The 18660-nt window shown below is 70.5% G+C and carries 16 protein-coding genes and 1 pseudogene; 11 read left to right on the top strand and 6 right to left on the bottom strand.

Annotated elements, in window-relative coordinates; translation table 11 throughout:
• The first annotated feature begins 42 nt into the window (after nt 1-42).
• Together M878_RS56605 and M878_RS56600 are read left to right on the top strand one after the other, a co-directional pair.
• On the top strand, nt 43-948 hold the full coding sequence (locus M878_RS56605) for a metallophosphoesterase family protein (protein ID WP_023545380.1): 906 nt from the start codon (nt 43-45) through the stop codon (nt 946-948).
• The gene (locus tag M878_RS56600) at nt 896-1570 is read left to right on the top strand and encodes a 4'-phosphopantetheinyl transferase family protein (RefSeq protein WP_023545379.1); all 675 of its coding nucleotides are present in this window, start codon (nt 896-898) and stop codon (nt 1568-1570) included. Before M878_RS56605 ends, M878_RS56600 begins: the two co-directional genes overlap by 53 nt.
• A gap of 46 nt (nt 1571-1616) precedes the next feature.
• On the opposite strand, the gene M878_RS56595 is transcribed toward M878_RS56600, so the two are convergent.
• The 3 genes from M878_RS56595 to M878_RS56585 form a co-directional block, all read right to left on the bottom strand.
• Entirely contained in the window at nt 1617-1844 is a 228-nt protein-coding gene (locus tag M878_RS56595) for a hypothetical protein (protein WP_023545378.1), read from the bottom strand.
• A 283-nt stretch (nt 1845-2127) separates the two neighbouring features.
• Nucleotides 2128-2667, bottom strand: a complete 540-nt coding sequence (locus tag M878_RS56590; protein WP_078630581.1) for a toxin-antitoxin system, toxin component — start codon at nt 2665-2667, stop codon at nt 2128-2130.
• Nucleotides 2668-2699: 32 nt separating this feature from the next.
• Nucleotides 2700-3356: a helix-turn-helix domain-containing protein gene (locus tag M878_RS56585; RefSeq protein WP_023545376.1), complete on the bottom strand. Its 657-nt coding sequence runs from the start codon at nt 3354-3356 to the stop codon at nt 2700-2702.
• Between the two features lie 246 nt (nt 3357-3602).
• On the opposite strand from M878_RS56585, the gene M878_RS56580 reads away from it, so the two are divergent.
• The 7 genes from M878_RS56580 to M878_RS56550 all read left to right on the top strand — a co-directional run bounded on the left by M878_RS56580 (nt 3603) and on the right by M878_RS56550 (nt 12696).
• A complete protein-coding gene (locus tag M878_RS56580) occupies nt 3603-4283 on the top strand; it encodes an MmyB family transcriptional regulator (protein WP_023545375.1) in 681 nt (226 codons plus the stop codon).
• Between the two features lie 150 nt (nt 4284-4433).
• Complete coding sequence (locus tag M878_RS56575; RefSeq protein ID WP_031224313.1) at nt 4434-5432, top strand: LacI family DNA-binding transcriptional regulator; 999 nt, start codon at nt 4434-4436, stop codon at nt 5430-5432.
• 153 nt (nt 5433-5585) lie between these two features.
• The gene (locus tag M878_RS56570; RefSeq protein ID WP_023545373.1) at nt 5586-6938 is read left to right on the top strand and encodes an ABC transporter substrate-binding protein; all 1353 of its coding nucleotides are present in this window, start codon (nt 5586-5588) and stop codon (nt 6936-6938) included.
• A gap of 5 nt (nt 6939-6943) precedes the next feature.
• A complete protein-coding gene (locus M878_RS56565) occupies nt 6944-7900 on the top strand; it encodes a carbohydrate ABC transporter permease (RefSeq protein WP_023545372.1) in 957 nt (318 codons plus the stop codon).
• On the top strand, nt 7897-8775 hold the full coding sequence (locus M878_RS56560) for a carbohydrate ABC transporter permease (RefSeq protein ID WP_023545371.1): 879 nt from the start codon (nt 7897-7899) through the stop codon (nt 8773-8775). The genes M878_RS56565 and M878_RS56560 overlap by 4 nt, the downstream gene beginning before the upstream one ends.
• Nucleotides 8776-8831: 56 nt before the next feature.
• The gene (locus M878_RS56555; RefSeq protein ID WP_023545370.1) at nt 8832-10439 is read left to right on the top strand and encodes a glycoside hydrolase family 13 protein; all 1608 of its coding nucleotides are present in this window, start codon (nt 8832-8834) and stop codon (nt 10437-10439) included.
• 112 nt (nt 10440-10551) lie between these two features.
• Complete coding sequence (locus M878_RS56550; protein ID WP_023545369.1) at nt 10552-12696, top strand: galactose-binding domain-containing protein; 2145 nt, start codon at nt 10552-10554, stop codon at nt 12694-12696.
• Nucleotides 12697-12708: 12 nt separating this feature from the next.
• Here the strand turns inward: M878_RS56550 and M878_RS56545 are convergent, their stop codons facing one another.
• On the bottom strand, nt 12709-13638 hold the full coding sequence (locus tag M878_RS56545; protein ID WP_023545368.1) for a PDR/VanB family oxidoreductase: 930 nt from the start codon (nt 13636-13638) through the stop codon (nt 12709-12711).
• Between the two features lie 37 nt (nt 13639-13675).
• On the bottom strand, nt 13676-14740 hold the full coding sequence (locus tag M878_RS56540; protein ID WP_031224309.1) for an aromatic ring-hydroxylating oxygenase subunit alpha: 1065 nt from the start codon (nt 14738-14740) through the stop codon (nt 13676-13678).
• 256 nt (nt 14741-14996) lie between these two features.
• Between M878_RS56540 and M878_RS56535 the strand changes: the two genes are divergently transcribed.
• A complete protein-coding gene (locus tag M878_RS56535; RefSeq protein ID WP_023545366.1) occupies nt 14997-17045 on the top strand; it encodes a phosphocholine-specific phospholipase C in 2049 nt (682 codons plus the stop codon).
• A 66-nt stretch (nt 17046-17111) separates the two neighbouring features.
• Nucleotides 17112-17978 carry an LURP-one-related family protein gene (locus M878_RS56530; protein ID WP_023545365.1) on the top strand — a complete coding sequence of 289 codons (867 nt, stop codon included), beginning with the start codon at nt 17112-17114 and terminating at the stop codon, nt 17976-17978.
• Nucleotides 17979-18049: 71 nt separating this feature from the next.
• On the opposite strand, the pseudogene M878_RS56525 reads toward M878_RS56530, so the two are convergent.
• A pseudogene (locus M878_RS56525) lies at nt 18050-18660 on the bottom strand (hypothetical protein); the annotation flags it as partial.

Here is an 18660-nt window from a genome sequence, read left to right as displayed (position 1 = left end):
GTTCTTGTGGTCCCGGCAGAGGATCACCGGAAGGGGCGTGGGGTGGAGTCTGGGGCCGGGGCCGGGCAGCTGCTGGCCATCAGCGACCTGCACATCAGCTATCCGGAGAACCGCGCCCTGGTCGAGGAGATGCGGCCCACGAGCGACGAGGACTGGCTGCTCGTGGCCGGTGACATCGCCGAGACGGTCGCCGACATCCGCTGGACCCTCGAAAAGCTCTCGGCCCGCTTCCGCAAGGTCGTGTGGGCCCCGGGCAACCACGAGCTGTGGACCCACCCGAAGGACCCCGTCACCCTGCGCGGCGTCGCCCGCTACGACCACCTGGTCGAGCTCTGCCGCGAGCTGGGCGTCGTCACCCCCGAGGACCCCTACCCGGTGTGGCAGGGCCCCGGCGGCCCGGTCGCCGTCGCCCCGCTGTTCCTGCTGTACGACTACTCGTACCTGCCGCCCGGCTGCGCCACCAAGGCCGAGGGCCTGGCCTACGCGGAGAGCACGGGCATCGTCTGCAACGACGAGTACCTGCTGCACCCCGACCCCTACCCGAGCCGCGACGCCTGGTGCCGGGCACGGGTCGCCGAGACCGAGCGCAGGCTCGCCGAGCTGCCCGCGGACCTGCCCGTCGTACCGGTCAACCACTATCCGCTGCACCGGCACCCCACCGAGGTGCTGTGGCACCCCGAGTTCGCCATGTGGTGCGGCACCCTGCTGACCGCAGACTGGCACCGGCGCTTCCCGGTCGCGACCATGGTCTACGGCCATCTGCACATCCCGCGCACCACCTGGCACGACGGAGTCCGCTTCGAAGAGGTCTCCGTAGGCTATCCCCGAGAATGGCGCAAGCGTCCGGACCCGCCGGGCAGGCTGCGCCGCATCCTGCCGATGGAGGTCGAACCCGGTGATCGAGGAGCTGCTCCCGGAGTCGGTCGTGGTCGTGGAGGCACACGCTGACGACCCGCTGTGGGACGCCCCGCTCTACCCCGAGGAGGCGGCGATCGTCGAGCGGGCGGTGGACAAGCGCCGCCGCGAGTTCGCCGCTGTACGTGGCTGCGCCCGGCGCGCCATGGAGAAGCTCGGCGTGCCGGCGCAGCCGGTGGTCACCGGCGAGCGGGGCGCACCGCGCTGGCCGGACGGCCTGATCGGCAGCATGACCCACTGCGACGACTTCTGCGCCGCCGCCCTGGCCCGCGCCGGCGAGCCGGTCTCCCTCGGCATCGACACCGAACCGCACGGCCCGCTCCCTGAAGGCGTCGGCCCCTCCGTCTTCCTGCCCGCCGAGACCGAGCGGCTCGCCCGGCTCGCCCGCCGGCAGCCGGCCGTGCACTGGGACCGGATCCTGTTCAGCGCCAAGGAGTCCGTCTACAAGGCGTGGTTCCCGCTCACCCGTGCGTGGCTGGACTTCTCCGAGGCCGACATCACCCTCCACCCGGGCCCCGGCGACGAGCCGTACGGCACCCTGCGCGCCGAGCTTCTCGTCCCCGGGCCCCGGGTCGGCGACCGCCGGCTCCAGGCCTTCGACGGCCGGTGGATCGTACGCGACGGACTGGTCGCCACCGCCGTGGTCGTCCCGTAGCCCTGGAGTCCTGGCCGCGGCGGTTCGCGGCACGCGGCTCAGCGGGTCACGCCGGCGGGCACCAGTCGCGCAGCAGACGGAAGAACTCCGCCTCGTTGCCCGCGAGACCCGCCCGCGCCAGAGCCTGCTCCGCCTCGGCCAGCACGGCGGGCGGCACCACGGAGGGCCGGCCGCCGTCCGGTGGGCCGTCGAAGGCGGCGCGCACGGTGTGCAGCAGCCGCAGATAGGCCTGTACGGCGGTGCGCTCACGGTCGGTCAGTACGGCGGTGGGCATCGGTCGGCTCTCCCCGAGTAGGCGTCACGGTCACGCGCGCTGCGGCGCACCCTCCAGCTTGCCGCTCACCACTGACAACGCCCTTCGGGTCCGCACCGGATCGCCCGCTCAGCGGAGGCGAAACCTCCTGATGAGGGCCTTAGGGGTGGCCGGGACGACCCCAGATCCGCCGCGTGGGTGCGCCCCCCGCAGAGCCTGTGTCACATCCCTGGCTCCGCTCGAGCGGGGGACCCCCGGACGCCGCGGGCTGATCCGACCGGGGGGGGTGACACAGGTTCTCAGGTCAGCCCTGCGCCCCCGGATACCCCAGGGAGGCCTCGATCCGGCCGGCCACGTCGTCGCGCAGCACCGGGACCCGCAGGGCCGAACCGGCCAGCCAGGTACGGCACTTGCTGGCCAGCAGCAGGCCGAAGGTCTCGGCCGCGCGCTCCTCGGCGAGGTCGAAGCGGGTCCGGGCCGCGACCCGCTGCACCGTGGCTTGCAGCGCGTCCTGGTCGGTGTCGTCCTGCACCAGCCGCGTGGCGACCCCGATGCCGTCGACATGGTGTCCGCGGTGGTCGGCCTGCATGTGCCACAGCTCGTGTCCGAGGATCACCAACTGATGGTCGGGCGCGGTGCGTTCCTCCACCACGACGAGGTCGCGGTCGCTCAGGTCCAGCCACAGTCCGCTCGCGGTTCCCGGCGGGAAGGCGGCCGCACGGAAGTGCACCGGGCGGCCGCGGCGGCGGCCCATCGTGTCGCACAGCGCGCGGTACAGCTCCCGCGGTGGCGCCGGCGCGGACAGCTTCAGCCCGCCCACCAGCTCGTTGCACAGCCGGCGCATGTCCCTGCCGATGCCCACAGTCCTCCCCCGGCTCACGACTCGGGCCGCTTGACGCTCTCCAGGAGCATGTCGAGCCATTCGGCGACCTTGTCCCGGTGCTGGTCGGTGGGCAACTGCGCGGCCCGCCACGCTATACCGCGCACCCCGTGGTCCTGCAGCAGCCGCTCCAGCGGATCCTGGGCGGCCCCTGCGGCGGCCCGCTCCCGGTCGGCGAGCTTCTGCAGCAGCTCCTGCTCGGTGCGCTGCAGCGCGCCCGCCAGCGCCTCGGGGTCCTCCGCGGTCAGGAACCCGGCGTGCACCCGGAAGAAGCGCTGCAGCGCGTCGCAGTGCTCCATGGTGGGCCGCCGGTCGCCGTTGATGAGCGCGCCGGCCTGCTGCCGGGACATGCCCGCGCCGTCGGCGATCTCCTGCTGCGTGTACTTGCGGCCGTTGGGTTTCAGCCGGGTGCGCCGCAGCAGACCCAGGCGCTGCAGAAAGCGCGCCTGGACGTCCGGTTCGCCCGCCGGCCGGCCGGCGAGCAGGGCCTTGACCACCGCCTCCGGGACACCACAGGCCACGGAGAGCCGCCCCACGTCGAAGACCTCGGCCTGCGCCACGCCGAGCCGGTCGGCGAGCGCGGCGACGCGGGCGACGACGGCCGGCAGCTGGGCGGTCGCCGTGGCGCCCGGATCCTCGTAGCCATCCGTCACCGACAGAACTCCTACGTCTCTCAAGGGCTTCAGATGCGTCCGTACTTCACATTCTCACGGGCGATCGCCGTGAACTTCCCGGAGAGTAGCGGGTGCCTCGAACTCACATCCAGGTGTCGCCACAACTGTGGCGAATTTCAGCCGTCAACGGGCACGAAATGCCACGATAGTTGACACGCGCTCGTCGCGAGCCGCAGGATCGCAGAGCCGCGTGAAGGCCGCAGAGGCAAGAGGGGTGACCTCCCGATGGCACATCAGGCAGGAGGGCAGCGGCCGGCACCGCGGCCCGTCCCCGAGACCTGCGAGAGCCAGGCGTACCTCCAGGACTACGCCGTCCTGCTGGACGCCCTCGCCTGTCCGTCCCTGGTCGTCGACCACCGCTGGGACGTGGTCATGGCCAACCGCGCGTTCGAGACACTTTTCCGCGGGGTGCGCCCGCAGGCGACGGCCATGCCCGGGGACAACTTCCTGCGGTTCGTCCTGTTCCACCCGGACGCGGGCGACGTCCTCGGCGAGCACGAGCAGGGCTGGTGCCTGCCGATGCTCGCCCACCTGAGGTCCGCCCTGGAGACGTACGGTCATGACCCCGAACTCCAGGCGGTCCGCCGCGACATCGCCCAGGACCCGCTCATGGAGGCCGCCTACCGGCAGGGCCTGCCGCACTGGATCCGGGCCGTCGGCGAGAGCGCGACCCGGCTCGACGGGGCCGTCCGGCTGCTGTTCCACCCCGACCCGCGCCGTGGCCCCACCGAGTGCCGCATCGTCGAGGAGACGCCCGAGATCCTGCGGGAGCTGGGCTACCGGCGCCTGTCGCTGGTCCTGCGCGAGAACCGCCGCCCCGCCGCGCCCGCACGCCGCCAGCACCGGCCCCGGGTGCCGCGGGGTACGACGGGGCACCTCACGGTCGTCCGGGCCCCCCAGGACTGACCCGGCACCGCCGGCGTTCAGGTCGCCGGCGGCGCCGGGTCGGAGACGCACCCCACTCACTCCGAAGCCGAGTGCCCACGCCTGAGGTCGTGTGCTTACGCACGCACCCTTACGCAAGCGACTTGCATCACTTGCGCTACTCTTGCGCGCATGACGCGACGACTTGCGGAAGTGGCCAAGAAGGTCGGGGTCAGCGAGGCCACGGTCAGCCGGGTGCTCAACGGCAAGCCCGGGGTCTCCGACGCCACCCGGCAGGCGGTGCTGACAGCCCTCGACGTCCTCGGCTACGAGCGCCCCACCCAGCTGCGCGGGGAACGCGCCCGGCTCGTCGGCCTGGTCCTGCCGGAGCTGCAGAACCCCATCTTCCCGGCGTTCGCCGAGGTCATCGGTGGCGCGCTCGCCCAGCTCGGGCTCACCCCGGTGCTGTGCACACAGACCAAGGGCGGCGTCTCGGAGGCGGACTACGTCGAGCTGCTGCTGCAACAGCAGGTCTCTGGCGTCGTCTTCGCCGGCGGCCTGTACGCGCAGGCGGACGCCCCGCACGACCACTACCGGGCCCTCGCCGAGCGCAACATCCCCGTCGTACTGGTCAACGCGGCCATCGAGGACCTCGGTTTCCCGGGCGTGTCCTGTGACGACGCCGTCGCCGTCGAGCAGGCGTGGCGGCATCTGGCCTCCCTCGGCCACGAGCGCATCGGGCTCGTCCTCGGCCCCGGCGACCATGTGCCCTCGGCGCGCAAGCTGGCCGCCGCGCGGGCGATCGCCGGTGACCTGCCGGTGGACTTCGTCGCCCGCGCGATCTTCTCCATCGAGGGCGGTCACGCGGCCGCGTCCCGGCTGATCGACCGGGGTGTCACCGGCATCATCTGCGCCAGCGACCCCCTGGCGCTCGGCGCGATCAGGGCCGCGCGCCGCAAGGGGTACGACATCCCGGGCCGGATCTCCGTCGTCGGCTATGACGACTCGGCGTTCATGAACTGCACCGAACCCCCGCTGACCACCGTCCGCCAGCCCATCGAGGCCATGGGCCGCGCGGCCGTCGAGCTCCTGAACGCGCAGATCGGCGGCACCGCCGTACCCGCCGAGGAGCTGCTGTTCGAGCCCGAGCTGGTGGTGCGCGGATCCACCGCGCAAGCCCCGCGCGGCTGAGGGCGAGAGGATCCGCGCGGCTGAGGGCGGGAAGATCCGGCCGACTGTCAAATAATTGCAGTTTCTGCACGACATCTTGCACCCTGATGTCGGCGGTGCTTGAGTGTGCGGCGCCCACCGCTCCTGCCATGAGTGCCCATCAGGGGGTCCACCGTGAGAAGTACCGGGTTCCGCCGTACCTTCGTCGCGATCGGCGTCTGTTCCTCGCTCGCTCTGGCCGCCACCGCCTGCGGCGCGGGCGGCGACGGCTCGGCGAGCGGCAAGACGCGCATCACCGTCAACTGCGAGCCGCCCAGGAGCGCCCAGGCCGACCGCGCGTTCTTCGAGGAGGACATCGCCTCCTTCGCGAAGCAGAACCCGGACATCGACGTCGTCGCGCACGACGCCTTCCCCTGCCAGGACCCGAAGACCTTCGACGCCAAGCTTGCCGGCGGTCAGATGGAAGACGTCTTCTACACGTACTTCACCGACGCCAAGCACGTCGTGGACATCAACCAGGCGGCCGATCTCACGCCGTATCTGAGGGAGTTGAAGTCCTACGACACCATCCAGAAGCAGCTGCGGGACATCTACACAGTGGACGGAAAGGTCTACGGCGTCCCGCGTACCGGATACAGCATGGGGCTGATCTACAACCGCACCCTGTTTCAGAAGGCCGGCCTCGACTCCGACAAGCCCCCCACCACCTGGGACGAGGTCCGCGCCGACGCCAAGAAGATCGCCGCCCTCGGCAACGGCACCGTCGGCTACGCCGACTACAGCGCCCAGAACCAGGGCGGCTGGCACTTCACCGCCGAGCTGTACTCCCAGGGCGGCGACGTGGTCGGCGCGGACGGCAAGAAGGCCACCATCGACACCCCCGAGGGCCACGCCGTCCTGCAGAACCTGCACGACATGCGGTGGACCGACAACTCCATGGGCAGCAAGCAGCTGCTCGTCATCAACGACGCGCAGCAGATGATGGGTTCGGGCAGGCTCGGCATGTATCTCGCCGCCCCCGACAACATCCCGATCCTGGTCAAGGAGAAGGGCGCGAACTACGACGACATCGCCATCGGCCCCATGCCCGGCGGCAAGGCCACTCTCATCGGCGGCGACGGCTACATGTTCGACAAGCGCGACACGCCGGCCCAGATCCGGGCCGGCCTGAAGTGGCTCGACCACATGTTCCTCACCCCCGGATCGGGCTTCCTCGGCGACTACGCCCGTGCCAAGAAGTACCACGCCCCCGTCGGCCTGCCCGAGCCGCGCCTGTTCACCGGCGCCGCCGACGCCAAGGATCAGCAGGTCAAGAAGGCCAACGCCAATGTCCCGGTGGGCAACTACCAGGCATTCCTCGACGGCAACCAGCAGCTGACGATGAAGATCGAGCCGCCGGACGCCCAGCAGATCTACTCCGTCCTCGACAGCGTCGTCTCCGCCGTCCTCACCAAGAAGGACGCCGACCCGGACCAGCTCCTCAAGGACGCGTCCGGCAAGATCGACAGCATCCTGGCCCGGAGCTGACCGCGATGACGAAGACGGCCGGGCAGCAGCGCGTGACAAAGGCCGCCGTCCCCCTGGTCCCGGCGCCGCCCCCGGCAGGGGGCCGGAGGCGGCGCCGCCTCGCCGACCAGGCCCGCGCCTACGCCTTCCTCCTCGGCGGCCTCGTCTGCTTCGCCCTGTTCTCCTGGTACCCGGCGATCCGCGCGGTCGTCATCGCCTTCCAGAAGTACACGCCCGGCTCGCATCCCCAGTGGGCCGGCACCGCCAACTTCACCCGCGTCCTGCACGACCCCGAGTTCGGCGCGGCCTGGCGCAACACCCTCACCTTCACCCTGCTGGCCCTGCTCGCCGGCTTCGCGATCCCCTTCCTGCTCGCCCTCGTCCTGGGCGAACTACGGCACGCCAAGGCGTTCTTCCGAGTCGTGGTCTACCTGCCGGTGATGATCCCGCCGGTGGTCAGCGCCCTGCTGTGGAAGTGGTTCTACGACCCCGGAGCCGGCCTCGCCAACGAGACGCTGCGCTTCCTGCACCTGCCGACGTCCAACTGGTCCAACGGCACCGGCACCGCGCTCATCTCCCTGGTGATCGTGGCGACCTGGGCCAACATGGGCGGCACCGTCCTGATCTACCTCGCCGCCCTGCAGTCCATCCCGGGCGAGCTGTACGAGGCCGCCGAACTGGACGGCGCGAACCTGCTCCAGCGCGTCAGGCATGTCACGGTCCCGCAGACCCGGTTCGTGATCCTGATGCTGATGCTCCTTCAGATCATCGCCACCATGCAGGTGTTCACCGAACCGTTCGTCATCACCGGCGGCGGCCCGGAGAACGCCACGGTGACCGTCCTCTACCTCATCTACAAATACGCCTTCCTCTACAACGACTTCGGCGGCGCCTGCGCCCTCAGCGTCATGCTCCTGGTCCTGCTCGGCGCGTTCTCCGCCCTCTATCTGCGGCTCACCCGCACCGAGGGGGACACCGCATGAGCAGCACCCGCACCCTGATCTCCCCGGCCGCCCTCGCCCGCCCGCGCGGCAAGGCGATCTACTGGACGGTGTTCACGGCCGTCGTCGTCCTCTTCGCGCTCGCCTTCCTCTTCCCCGTCTACTGGATGGTGACCGGCGCGATGAAGTCCCCCGACGAGGTGGCCCAGACCCCGCCCACCCTCCTCCCGCACCACTGGCACCTCGGCGGCTACACCGACGCCTGGGACCTGATGCAGCTCCCTCGGCACCTGTGCAACACCGTCGTACAGGCCGCCGGCGCCTGGGCGTTCCAGCTGGTGTTCTGCACGGCCGCCGCCTACGCCCTGTCCAAGCTGCGGCCGGCCTTCGGCAAGGTGATCCTCGGCGGCATCCTGGCCACCCTGATGGTCCCGGCGCAGGCGCTGGTCGTACCCAAGTACCTGACGGCCGCCGACCTCCCGCTGATCCACACCAGCCTGCTGAACGACCCCCTCGGCATCTGGCTGCCGGCCGTTGCCAACGCCTTCAACCTCTACCTGCTCAAACGGTTCTTCGACCAGCTGCCGCGCGATGTGCTGGCGGCCGCCGAGATCGACGGCGCCGGCAAGCTGCGCATCCTTTGGTCGGTGGTGCTGCCCATGTCCCGGCCGGTCCTCGGCGTGGTGTCGATCTTCGCGCTGGTCGCCGTCTGGCAGGACTTCCTGTGGCCGCTGATGGTCTTCTCCGACACCGACGAGCAGCCCATCAGCGTGGCCCTGGTCCAGCTGTCGCAGAACATCCAGCTCACCGTGCTCATCGCCGCGATGGTGATCGCGAGCATCCCGATGGTGGCGCTGTTCCTCGTCTTCCAGCGGCACATCATCGCCGGGATCAGCGCGGACAGCACCAAAGGCTGACGCACCGCACCGCCTCGCCTAAGGCGCCGCACCGCCTCACAGAAAGGTCAAGCTCCGTGGGACAGCCCGCCTATGCCCGCAAGGACCGCGACTGGTGGCGCTCGGCCGTCATCTACCAGGTCTACGTCCGCAGCTTCGCGGACGGCGACGGCGACGGAACCGGCGACCTCGCCGGCGTCCGAGCCCGGCTGCCGTATCTCGCCGAACTCGGCGTGGACGCCCTGTGGTTCAGCCCCTGGTACCTGTCGCCCATGAAGGACGGCGGCTACGACGTCGCCGACTACCGCGCCATCGACCCGGTCTTCGGTACTCTCGCCGAGGCCGAGAAACTCATCGCCGAGGCGCGCGAGCTGGGTATCCGGACCATCGTCGACATCGTGCCCAACCACGTCTCCGACCAGCACCCGTGGTTCCGGGCCGCGCTCGCCGCCGGGCCCGGCAGCCCCGAGCGCGAGCTGTTCCACTTCCGGCCCGGGCGCGGTGCGCACGGCGAACTCCCGCCCACCGACTGGCCGTCCCAGTTCGTCGGTTCCGGCGAACCGGTCTGGACGCGCCTCGCCGACGGCGACTGGTACCTGCACCTGTTCACGCCCGAGCAGCCGGACCTCAACTGGGCCCACCCGGCGGTGCGCCAGGAACACGAGGACATCCTGCGCTTCTGGTTCGAACGCGGTGTCGCCGGTGTCCGCATCGACTCCGCGGCCCTGCTCGCCAAGGACCCGGACCTGCCCGACCTCTCCGGGCACCCCGAGCCGCACCCGTTCGTCGACCGCGACGAACTCCACGGAATCTACCGCGCCTGGCGGCGCGTGGCCGACGCCTACGACGGTGTCTTCGTCGGCGAGGTCTGGCTCCCCGACGCCGAACGCTTCGCCCGCTATCTGCGCCCCGACGAGCTCCACACCGCCTTCAACTTCTCCTTTCTGTCCTGCCCCTGGGACGCCGCCCGGCTGCGCGCCGCCGTCGACGCCACTCTCGCCCAGCACGCCCCCGTCGGCGCCCCGGCCACCTGGGTGCTCTGCAACCACGACGTCACCCGCACGGTCACCCGCTACGGGCGCGCGGACACCGGCTTCGACTTCGCCACCAGAGCCTTCGGCACCCCGACGGACCTGGCACTCGGCACCCGGCGGGCGCGGGCCGCCGCCCTGCTGTCGCTGGCGCTGCCCGGTGCGGTGTACCTGTACCAGGGGGAGGAGCTGGGGTTGCCGGAGGCCGAGATCCCGGTCGACCGCATACAGGATCCGATGTACTTCCGGTCGCATGGAGTCGACCCCGGCCGGGACGGATGCCGGGTACCGCTGCCGTGGGCCGCCGATATGCCGTATGCGGGATTCGGTTCACAGCAGGAGCCATGGCTGCCGCAGCCGGCCCACTGGGCATCGTATGCAGTCGACCGGCAGCGGAACGACCCGGACTCCATGCTCACCCTCTACCGCCAGGCCATCGCCGCCCGCCCCCTCTTCGGCGTTTGCCCGCTGACCTGGTTGCCCACCCCCGAGGGCGTCCTCGCCTTCACCCGCGCCGAGGGCGTGACCTGCATCGTCAACCTCGCGCCCACCCCCGCCGAGTTTCCCCGGCACTCCCAACTCTTGCTCTCCAGCGGCCTGTTGGACGACGAGGGCCGACTGCCGCAGGACACGGCGGCCTGGCTGCGGAGCTGAGCCGCCGACGCACCGCGCCATCCCCGCACCCCACCCCGAAGGGATCAGAAACATGCAGAGCACCACGGTCAGATATGTCAGGAACATGGCAAACATGCCAACCGTACAGGCCATGCCCGCCATTGCGGCCGCTGTGGCCCTCGCTGCCGGCATGCTCGTCGCCGTCGCGCCCGCCGCCCACGCGGCCGTCGGCGCCAGCCTCCCCTTCACCTCGGTGGAGGCGGAGTCGGCGACCACCACCGGCACCAAGATCGGCCCCGATTACACCCAGGGCACGCTCGCCTCCGAGGCCTCCGGACGGCAGGCCGTGCGCCTCGCCTCCGGACAGCGCGTCGAGTTCACGGCGCCCCAGGCCGCCAACGCCGTGAACGTCTCCTACAGCGTCCCCGACGGCCAGTCCGGCACGCTCAACGTGTACGTCAACGGGGTCAAGCTCGCGAAGACCCTGACCGTCACCTCCAAGTACTCCTACATCGACACCGGCTGGATCCCCGGAGCCAAGCAGCATCACTTCTTCGACGACGCTCGCCTGATGCTCGGCCAGAACATCCAGGCGGGCGACAAGGTCGCCTTCGAGTCGACCGGCACCCAGGTCACCGTCGACGTGGCCGACTTCGAGCAGGTCGCGGCCGCCGCCTCCCAGCCCGCCGGCTCGGTGTCCGTCGTGTCCGAGGGTGCCGACCCCACCGGGGCCGGCGACTCCACCCAGGCCTTCCGTGACGCCATCGCCGCCGCCCAGGGCGGAACGGTGTGGATCCCGCCCGGCGACTACCGCATCACCTCCTCCCTGAACGGCGTACAGAACGTCACCCTCCAGGGCGCCGGCAGCTGGTACTCGGTCGTGCACACCTCCCGCTTCATCGACCAGTCCAGCTCCTCCGGGAACGTCCACATCAAGGACTTCGCCGTCATCGGCGAGGTCACCGAGCGCGTCGACTCCAACCCCGACAACTTCGTCAACGGCTCGCTCGGCCCCAACTCGTCCGTCTCCGGCATGTGGATCCAGCACATGAAGTGCGGCATGTGGCTGATGGGCAACGACGACAACCTGGTCGTGGAGAACAACCGCATCCTCGACACCACCGCCGACGGCATCAACCTCAACGGCACCGCCAAGGGCGTCGTCGTCCGTAACAACTTCCTGCGCAACCAGGGCGACGACGCCCTCGCCATGTGGTCGCTGTACTCACCGGACACGAACTCCAGCTTCGAGAACAACACGATCTCGCAGCCCAACCTGGCCAACGGCATCGCAATCTACGGCGGCACCGACCTCTCGGTGAAGAACAACCTGATCTCCGACACCAACGCCCTCGGCAGCGGTATCGCGATCTCCAACCAGAAGTTCCTCGACCCCTTCTCCCCGCTCTCCGGCACCATCACGGTCGACGGCAACACCCTGGTGCGCACCGGCGCGATGAACCCCAACTGGAACCACCCGATGGGCGCGCTGCGGGTCGACTCCTACGACAGCGCCATCGACGCGACCGTCAACATCACCAACACCACGATCACCGACAGCCCCTACAGCGCCTTCGAGTTCGTCTCCGGCGGCGGGCACGGATACGCGGTGCGGAACGTCAACGTGACCGGTGCGACCGTGCGGAACACCGGTACGGTCGTCGTCCAGGCCGAGGCACAGGGCGCGGCCGCCTTCAAGAACGTCACCGCCGCTCAGGTCGGCGCCGCCGGCGTCTACAACTGCCCCTACCCGGCGAACTCCGGCTCCTTCACCCTCACCGACAACGGCGGCAACTCCGGCTGGAACAGCACCTGGTCGGACTGCTCCACCTGGCCCCAGCCCGGCCAGGGCAACCCCGCTCCCGACCCGAACCGCAACCTCGCCAAGGGCCGACCGGCCAGTGCGACGGGTTCCCAGGACGTGTACACGCCCGGCAACGCGGTCGACGGTGACGCCAACTCCTACTGGGAGTCGACCAACAACGCCTTCCCGCAGTCCTGGACGGTCGACCTCGGCTCGTCCTACGCCGTGCGCCGGCTGGTGCTGAAGCTGCCCCCGTCCCCGGCCTGGGGCGCCCGCACCCAGACCATCACCGTGCTCGGCAGCACCGACGGCTCGAACTACTCCACCGTCGCCGGCTCCCAGGGGTACCGCTTCGACCCGGCCACCGGCAACACCGCCACCGTCCCGCTGCCGAGCAGCACCGACCTGCGCTACCTCCGCCTCACCGTCAGCGCCAACACGGGCTGGCCGGCGGGGCAGTTCAGTGAGGTGGAGGCGTACCTGACGTCCTGAGCCGGTCCCGCCTCACAGGTCCAGCACGATACGGGCGCCCCGGCACCGGGACACACAGATCATCATCGTGTCGCCCGCGGCCCGCTCCTCCTCGGTGAGGACCGAGTCCCGGTGCTCCGGGGCGCCCTCCAGCACGTCCGTCTCGCAGGTGCCGCACGTCCCCTCCGTGCAGGAGTACAGCACCTCGACCCCGGCGGCGCGCGCCGCGTCCAGCACGGACACGTCCGGCGGGACGGGGACGGTACGGCCGCTGCGGGCGAGCACGACCTCGAACTCCATGTCCATGGAAGCCTGTTGGTCTTTCGGCCGGAAGCGCTCGATCCGCAGTGCTCCGGCCGGGCAGCGCTCCTCGACGGCGTCCAGCAGCGGGCCGGGACCGCAGCAGTACACCAGGGTGCCGTCGGGAAGACCGGCCAGCACCGGGTCCAGATCGAGCAGACCGGTCGCGTCCTGCGGGGCGAGGGTGACCCTGTCGCCGTAGCGCGCCAGTTCTCCGGTGAACGCCATGGACGAGCGGGTCCGTCCGCCGTAGAGCAGGGTCCACTCGGCGCCGGACCGCTCGGCCGCCGCCAGCATCGGCAGGATCGGCGTGATGCCGATGCCGCCGGCGAGGAACCGGTAGCGGGGCGCGGGCTCCAGCCGGAAGTGGTTGCGCGGCCCGCGCACCCGTACCTTCCCGCCCTCGCCCAGCTGCTCGTGGACGCGGGCCGAGCCTCCGCGCCCCGCCGGTTCGCGCAGTACCGCGATCCGCCACGCCGACCGGTCCGCCGGATCGCCGCACAGCGAGTACTGGCGCTCCAGGCCCGGCCCGAGCAGCAGATCCACATGGGCGCCGGGCTCCCAGTCGGGCAGCGCACGGCCCAGCGGATCGCGCAGTGTCAGGGCCAGTACCTCTTCGGCAGCGAACTCCCTGGCTTTTACGACGAGTTCGAGTTCGCTCACGGTACGGCCCCTTCGCTGTCGTCGCCGATGCCGGGGCTCACCGGACCCCCTCGGCCGGCTTGTCGCCCTCCTCGACCAGCCGGGCCAGGATGCGCCGGGCGGCCAGACCGCCGGAGTCGATGTCGATGCTCAGCTCCTGGTACCCGGTGCGTTCGGTGCCGAGGGTGCGCTGCAGCAGGTTGAGCGCGTCCACGTCCTGCATGACCACCGTGTGGTTGTTGGCCCGCAGGAACTCGGTCACCTCGGCGTCGTCCGTCGCCCAGTCCCGGGACACCGCCCAGAAGTCGTACACCGTGCCGCCCGTCGACGGGGTGATGGCATAGGTGATCTCGGTGTGGAAGCCGTGCGGGTCGCCGCCGTCCGGCTCCGGGGCGGCGCCCACCGGCGCGATCCGGCTGTGCAGCAGATACAGACATGGCGCGTGGTACTCGATGTCCTGCCGGCGGGTGATCCGGCCCGCGATCCCGGTCGAGCGGGCGTAGAAGGGCGGGCACTCGGCGTCGGCCATGTGCCGGCTGACCCGGACCACGCCCGCGCCCTCGTCCACCTCTGTGGTGATGGGCGTCTCGGCGACCTCGGGGGTGCCGATGTGGCCGCCGTGCAGATATGTCTCGTGGGACAGGTCGAGGAGGTTGTCGACGAGCAGGCCGTAGTCGGCGTCGATCGGTTCCATGCCGCGTACGGTGGTCCAGCCGGGGGAGTCGAGGTGCCGGGCCCGCGGGATCGTGTCCGGGTCGGCGAGCGCAGGGTCGCCGACCCACACCCAGACCAGCGAGTCCTGTTCCGCGACCGGGTAGGCGGCGACGCGCGCGGTGCGCGGGACACGTTTCTGGCCCGGCACGTACACACAGGTGCCGGTGCGGTCGTAGGTGAAACCGTGGTAGCCGCAGACGATCCGGTCCCCGTCCAGGCCGCTCGCGGAGAGCGGGTAGCGGCGGTGCACGCACCGGTCGTGCAGGGCGACCGGGGTGCCGTCCTCCTCCGCGCGGTAGAAGACGAGCGGTTCCCCGAGGATCGTCCGGCCGAGCAGCTCGCGCCCGATCTCCTCGCTGTAGGCGGCGACGTACCACTGATTCCTGGCAAAAGCGGTCATATGTGGCATGGCTGCGGCTCCCGTCCGTGGGTGGTGGCCACATCGTCGGGAGACGCCGTACGGCGCGCAACGCCAACTTCCGTCAGACGGAAGGCCTCGTGCAAGCGGTTGCTCGCACCGCGCCGACCGTTGGGTTTCACACAGATGCCACCAGGCCCTTCCCTGACGTTTGTTGCTCTTGGAACACTCGCACCGCGCAGATTCCGTCATTCGCACGGCATCACGACGGCATCACGTACGTCAGGACGAGAGGACCCTCAGACCCATGGCCGAAGTCAACCGGCGCCGCTTCCTCCAACTCGCGGGCGCCACCACGGCGTTCACCGCGCTGAACAGCAGCATCCAGCGCGCCGCCGCCCTGCCCGCGCACCATCGCACCGGGACGGTCAAGGACGTCGAGCACATCGTCGTCCTCATGCAGGAGAACCGATCCTTCGACCACTACTTCGGCACGCTTCGCGGCGTCCGCGGCTTCGGCGACCCCCGCTCCGTCTCGCAGAACGGGAAGTCCGTCTGGAAGCAGTCCGACGGCACGAAGGACATCCTGCCCTTCCACCCCGACGCCGACGACCTGGGCCTCGCCTTCATCCAGGACCTGCCGCACGGCTGGAACGACACACATGCGGCCTTCAACGACGGCAAGTATGACAAGTGGGTGCCGGCCAAGGGCACCACGACCATGGCGTACCTGACCCGCAAGGACATACCGTTCCACTACGCGCTCGCCGACGCCTTCACCCTCTGCGACGCCTACCACTGCTCGTTCATGGGCTCCACCGACCCCAACCGCTACTACATGTGGACGGGGTACGTCGGCAACGACGGCAAGGGCGGCGGCCCGGTCCTCGGCAACGACGAGAAGGGCTACGGCTGGACGACGTACCCCGAGCGGCTGGAGAAGGCCGGGGTCTCCTGGAAGATCTACCAGGACATCGGCGACGGCCTCGACGCGAACGGCTCCTGGGGCTGGATCCAGGACGCCTACCGTGGCAACTACGGCGACAACTCGCTCCTCTACTTCAACCAGTACCGCGATGCCAAGCCCGGTGACGCCCTGTACGACAAGGCCCGCACCGGCACCGACGCCAAGAAGGGCGAGGGCTTCTTCGACCAGCTGAAGGCCGACGTCAAGGCCGGCAAGCTGCCGCAGGTCTCCTGGGTCGTCGCCCCCGAGGCCTTCACCGAGCACCCCAACTGGCCCGCCAACTACGGCGCCTGGTATGTCTCCCAGGTCCTGGACGCGCTCACCGCCGACCCGGACGTCTGGGCCAAGACCGCGCTGTTCATCACCTACGACGAGAACGACGGCTTCTTCGACCACGTCGTCCCGCCCTTCCCGCCGGCCTCCGGTGCCCAGGGCAAGTCGACCCTGGACGCCTCGCTCGACCTGTTCAAGGGCGACGCCGGCCATGTCGCCGGCGCCTACGGCCTCGGCCAGCGGGTGCCGATGCTCGTCGTCTCCCCGTGGAGCAAGGGCGGCTACGTCTGCTCCGAGACCCTCGACCACACCTCGATCATCCGGTTCATCGAGAGCCGCTTCGGTGTGCACGAGCCGAACATCTCGCCCTGGCGCCGCGCCATCACCGGCGATCTGACCACCGCCTTCGACTTCTCCCGCAAGGACACCAAGCCGGTCGCGCTGCCGTCCACGGCCGGCTACCAGCCGCCGGACCACAACCGGCACCCCGACTACGTGCCGAAGCCGCCCGCCAACCCCTCGCTGCCCAAGCAGGAGCGCGGCCACCGGCCCACCCGTCCGCTGAAGTACGCCCCGCTGGTGGACGCCTCCGCGGACACCTCGACCGGCAAGCTCACGCTCACGTTCGCCTCGGGGGCCCACGCGGGCGCCGCCTTCCTCGTGACCTCCGGCAACCGCACCGACGGCCCCTGGACCTACACCACCGAGGCCGGCAAGTCCCTCTCCGACGCCTGGAACTCGGTCTACTCCGGCGGCACCCACGACCTCGCCGTGCACGGACCCAACGGCTTCCTGCGCGTCTTCAAGGGCAAGGGCAAGACCGCCGGACCGGAGGCGACCGCCCGGCACGTCGGCGACCACCTGGAACTCACCTTCGCCAACAAGGGTTCCGGCACCGTGAAGTTGAAGGTGGTGAACGGCTACGGTGGCCGGCCGGTCACCGTCACCGTACGGCCCGGCGCGACCGTCAAGCACACCGTCGACCTCACCGCGAGCAAGCGCTGGTACGACGTGACGGTCACCTGCGACGCCGACCCGGCGTTCCTGCGCGGCTTCGCCGGCCACGTGGAGAACGGGCTTCCCGGCGTCAGCGACCCGGCGATCGCCGCGGAGTGAACGAGCGATGAACAGCGCTCCGTGCGGACTGGTCAGGTACCGGTCACATCAAGGTAGTGTGCCTCGGTGACCACGCAATCGAACACTCCTGCAGGCTGGTACCCGGATCCGCACGGAGCGCCGCAGACGCTGCGCTACTGGGACGGCGCGCAGTGGACCCAGCACACGAACCCGGAGCAGGCGCCAGCCGGTCAGGTGCCGCAGCAGCCGGTCCTTCCCCAGCAGCCGGTCGCTCCTCAGCACTACGGCGCGCCGCAGGCGCCGGCCGCCGACCCCAAGGTGCAGCGCCAGGTGCAGCAGCAGGCCGGGGTCGCGGCCGGCGGCCCCGGCGGCGGCACCCTCTTCACCGAGCCCGTCCTGGTCGTGAACCAGAAGGCCAAGCTGATCGAGCTGACCAACGAGTACAAGGTCATGGATCAGCACGGCCGGGACATCGGGTCGGTCACCGAGGTCGGGCAGGGCGCGCTGAAGAAGATCTTCCGATTCGTCTCCAGCCTCGACCAGTTCATGACCCACAAGCTGGAGATCCGCGATGCCTACGGCCAGCCGCAGCTGCTGCTGACCCGGCCCGCGAAGTTCTTCAAGTCCAGGGTCGTCGTGACGCGCCCGGACGGCTCGACCGTCGGTGAGATCGTCCAGCAGAACATGATCGGGAAGATCAACTTCGCGATGAACGCGAACGGCCAGCAGGTCGGCGCGATCAAGGCGGAGAACTGGCGGGCGTGGAACTTCGCGATCGTCGACCACGCGGACAACGAGGTCGCCCGGATCACCAAGACCTGGGAGGGCCTGGCCAAGACGCTCTTCACGACCGCGGACAACTATGTCCTGCAGATCCACTACCAGCTGCCCGAGCCGCTGCTGAGCCTCGTGGTGGCGACGGCCCTGACCGTCGACACCGCTCTCAAGCAGGACTCACGGGGCTGGAACTGAGCGGGCCCCGACGGGGGAGTACGGCGACGGCGGCCGGTGCGCGAGGGATGCGCACCGGCCGCCGTGTGTTCTCACCGTGAGGTGAGGTGTCCCGGCAGCTCCGGCTGCCTCGGGACCAGCGGCTGTTGCGGCTGCCGTGGCACCAGTGACTGTTCCGGCCTGCGTGGCACCAGGGCCGGTTCGCTGGTCGCCGTACCCGGTTCCAGGGCCAGGACCGCGGCCACGGGGTGGTCCTCGTCCTCGTCCACCTGGTCCACCGGCACTGGTACGACCCCTGGTGTGACCCGGGTGAGCAGGACCACACCGCGGGAGGCCAGGCCCGCTCCGGCGAGGGCCAGCAGCACACCGGCCGGGCCACCCCGCAGCCCCTGGCCGAGCAGGGTGAGGCCGATCACCGCCGCGGCCACCGGGTTGGCGAGGGTGACCACGGCCAGCGGTGCGCCGAGGCCGCCCCGGTAGGCGGTCTGCGACAGCAGCAGCCCGCCGACGGCGAACGCGGCGACCAGCACGGCGACCACGATCACCTCGGTGCTCAGCGGCGGGCCCGTGCGGTCCGTCGCCGCCACGGTCACCGTCTGCGTCAGTGCCGAGGCGACACCGGAGGCGAAACCGGACGCCGTCGCGTGCCGGAGGCCCGGCCGGGCGCCGGGCCGGGAGAGCGTACCGATCGCGGCCGCGGTCG

Source organism: Streptomyces roseochromogenus subsp. oscitans DS 12.976 (genome assembly GCF_000497445.1).
Classification (GTDB): domain Bacteria; phylum Actinomycetota; class Actinomycetes; order Streptomycetales; family Streptomycetaceae; genus Streptomyces; species Streptomyces oscitans.
Note: the sequence above shows the minus strand (reverse complement) of the source record. Positions and strands in the feature narration are given on the sequence as shown.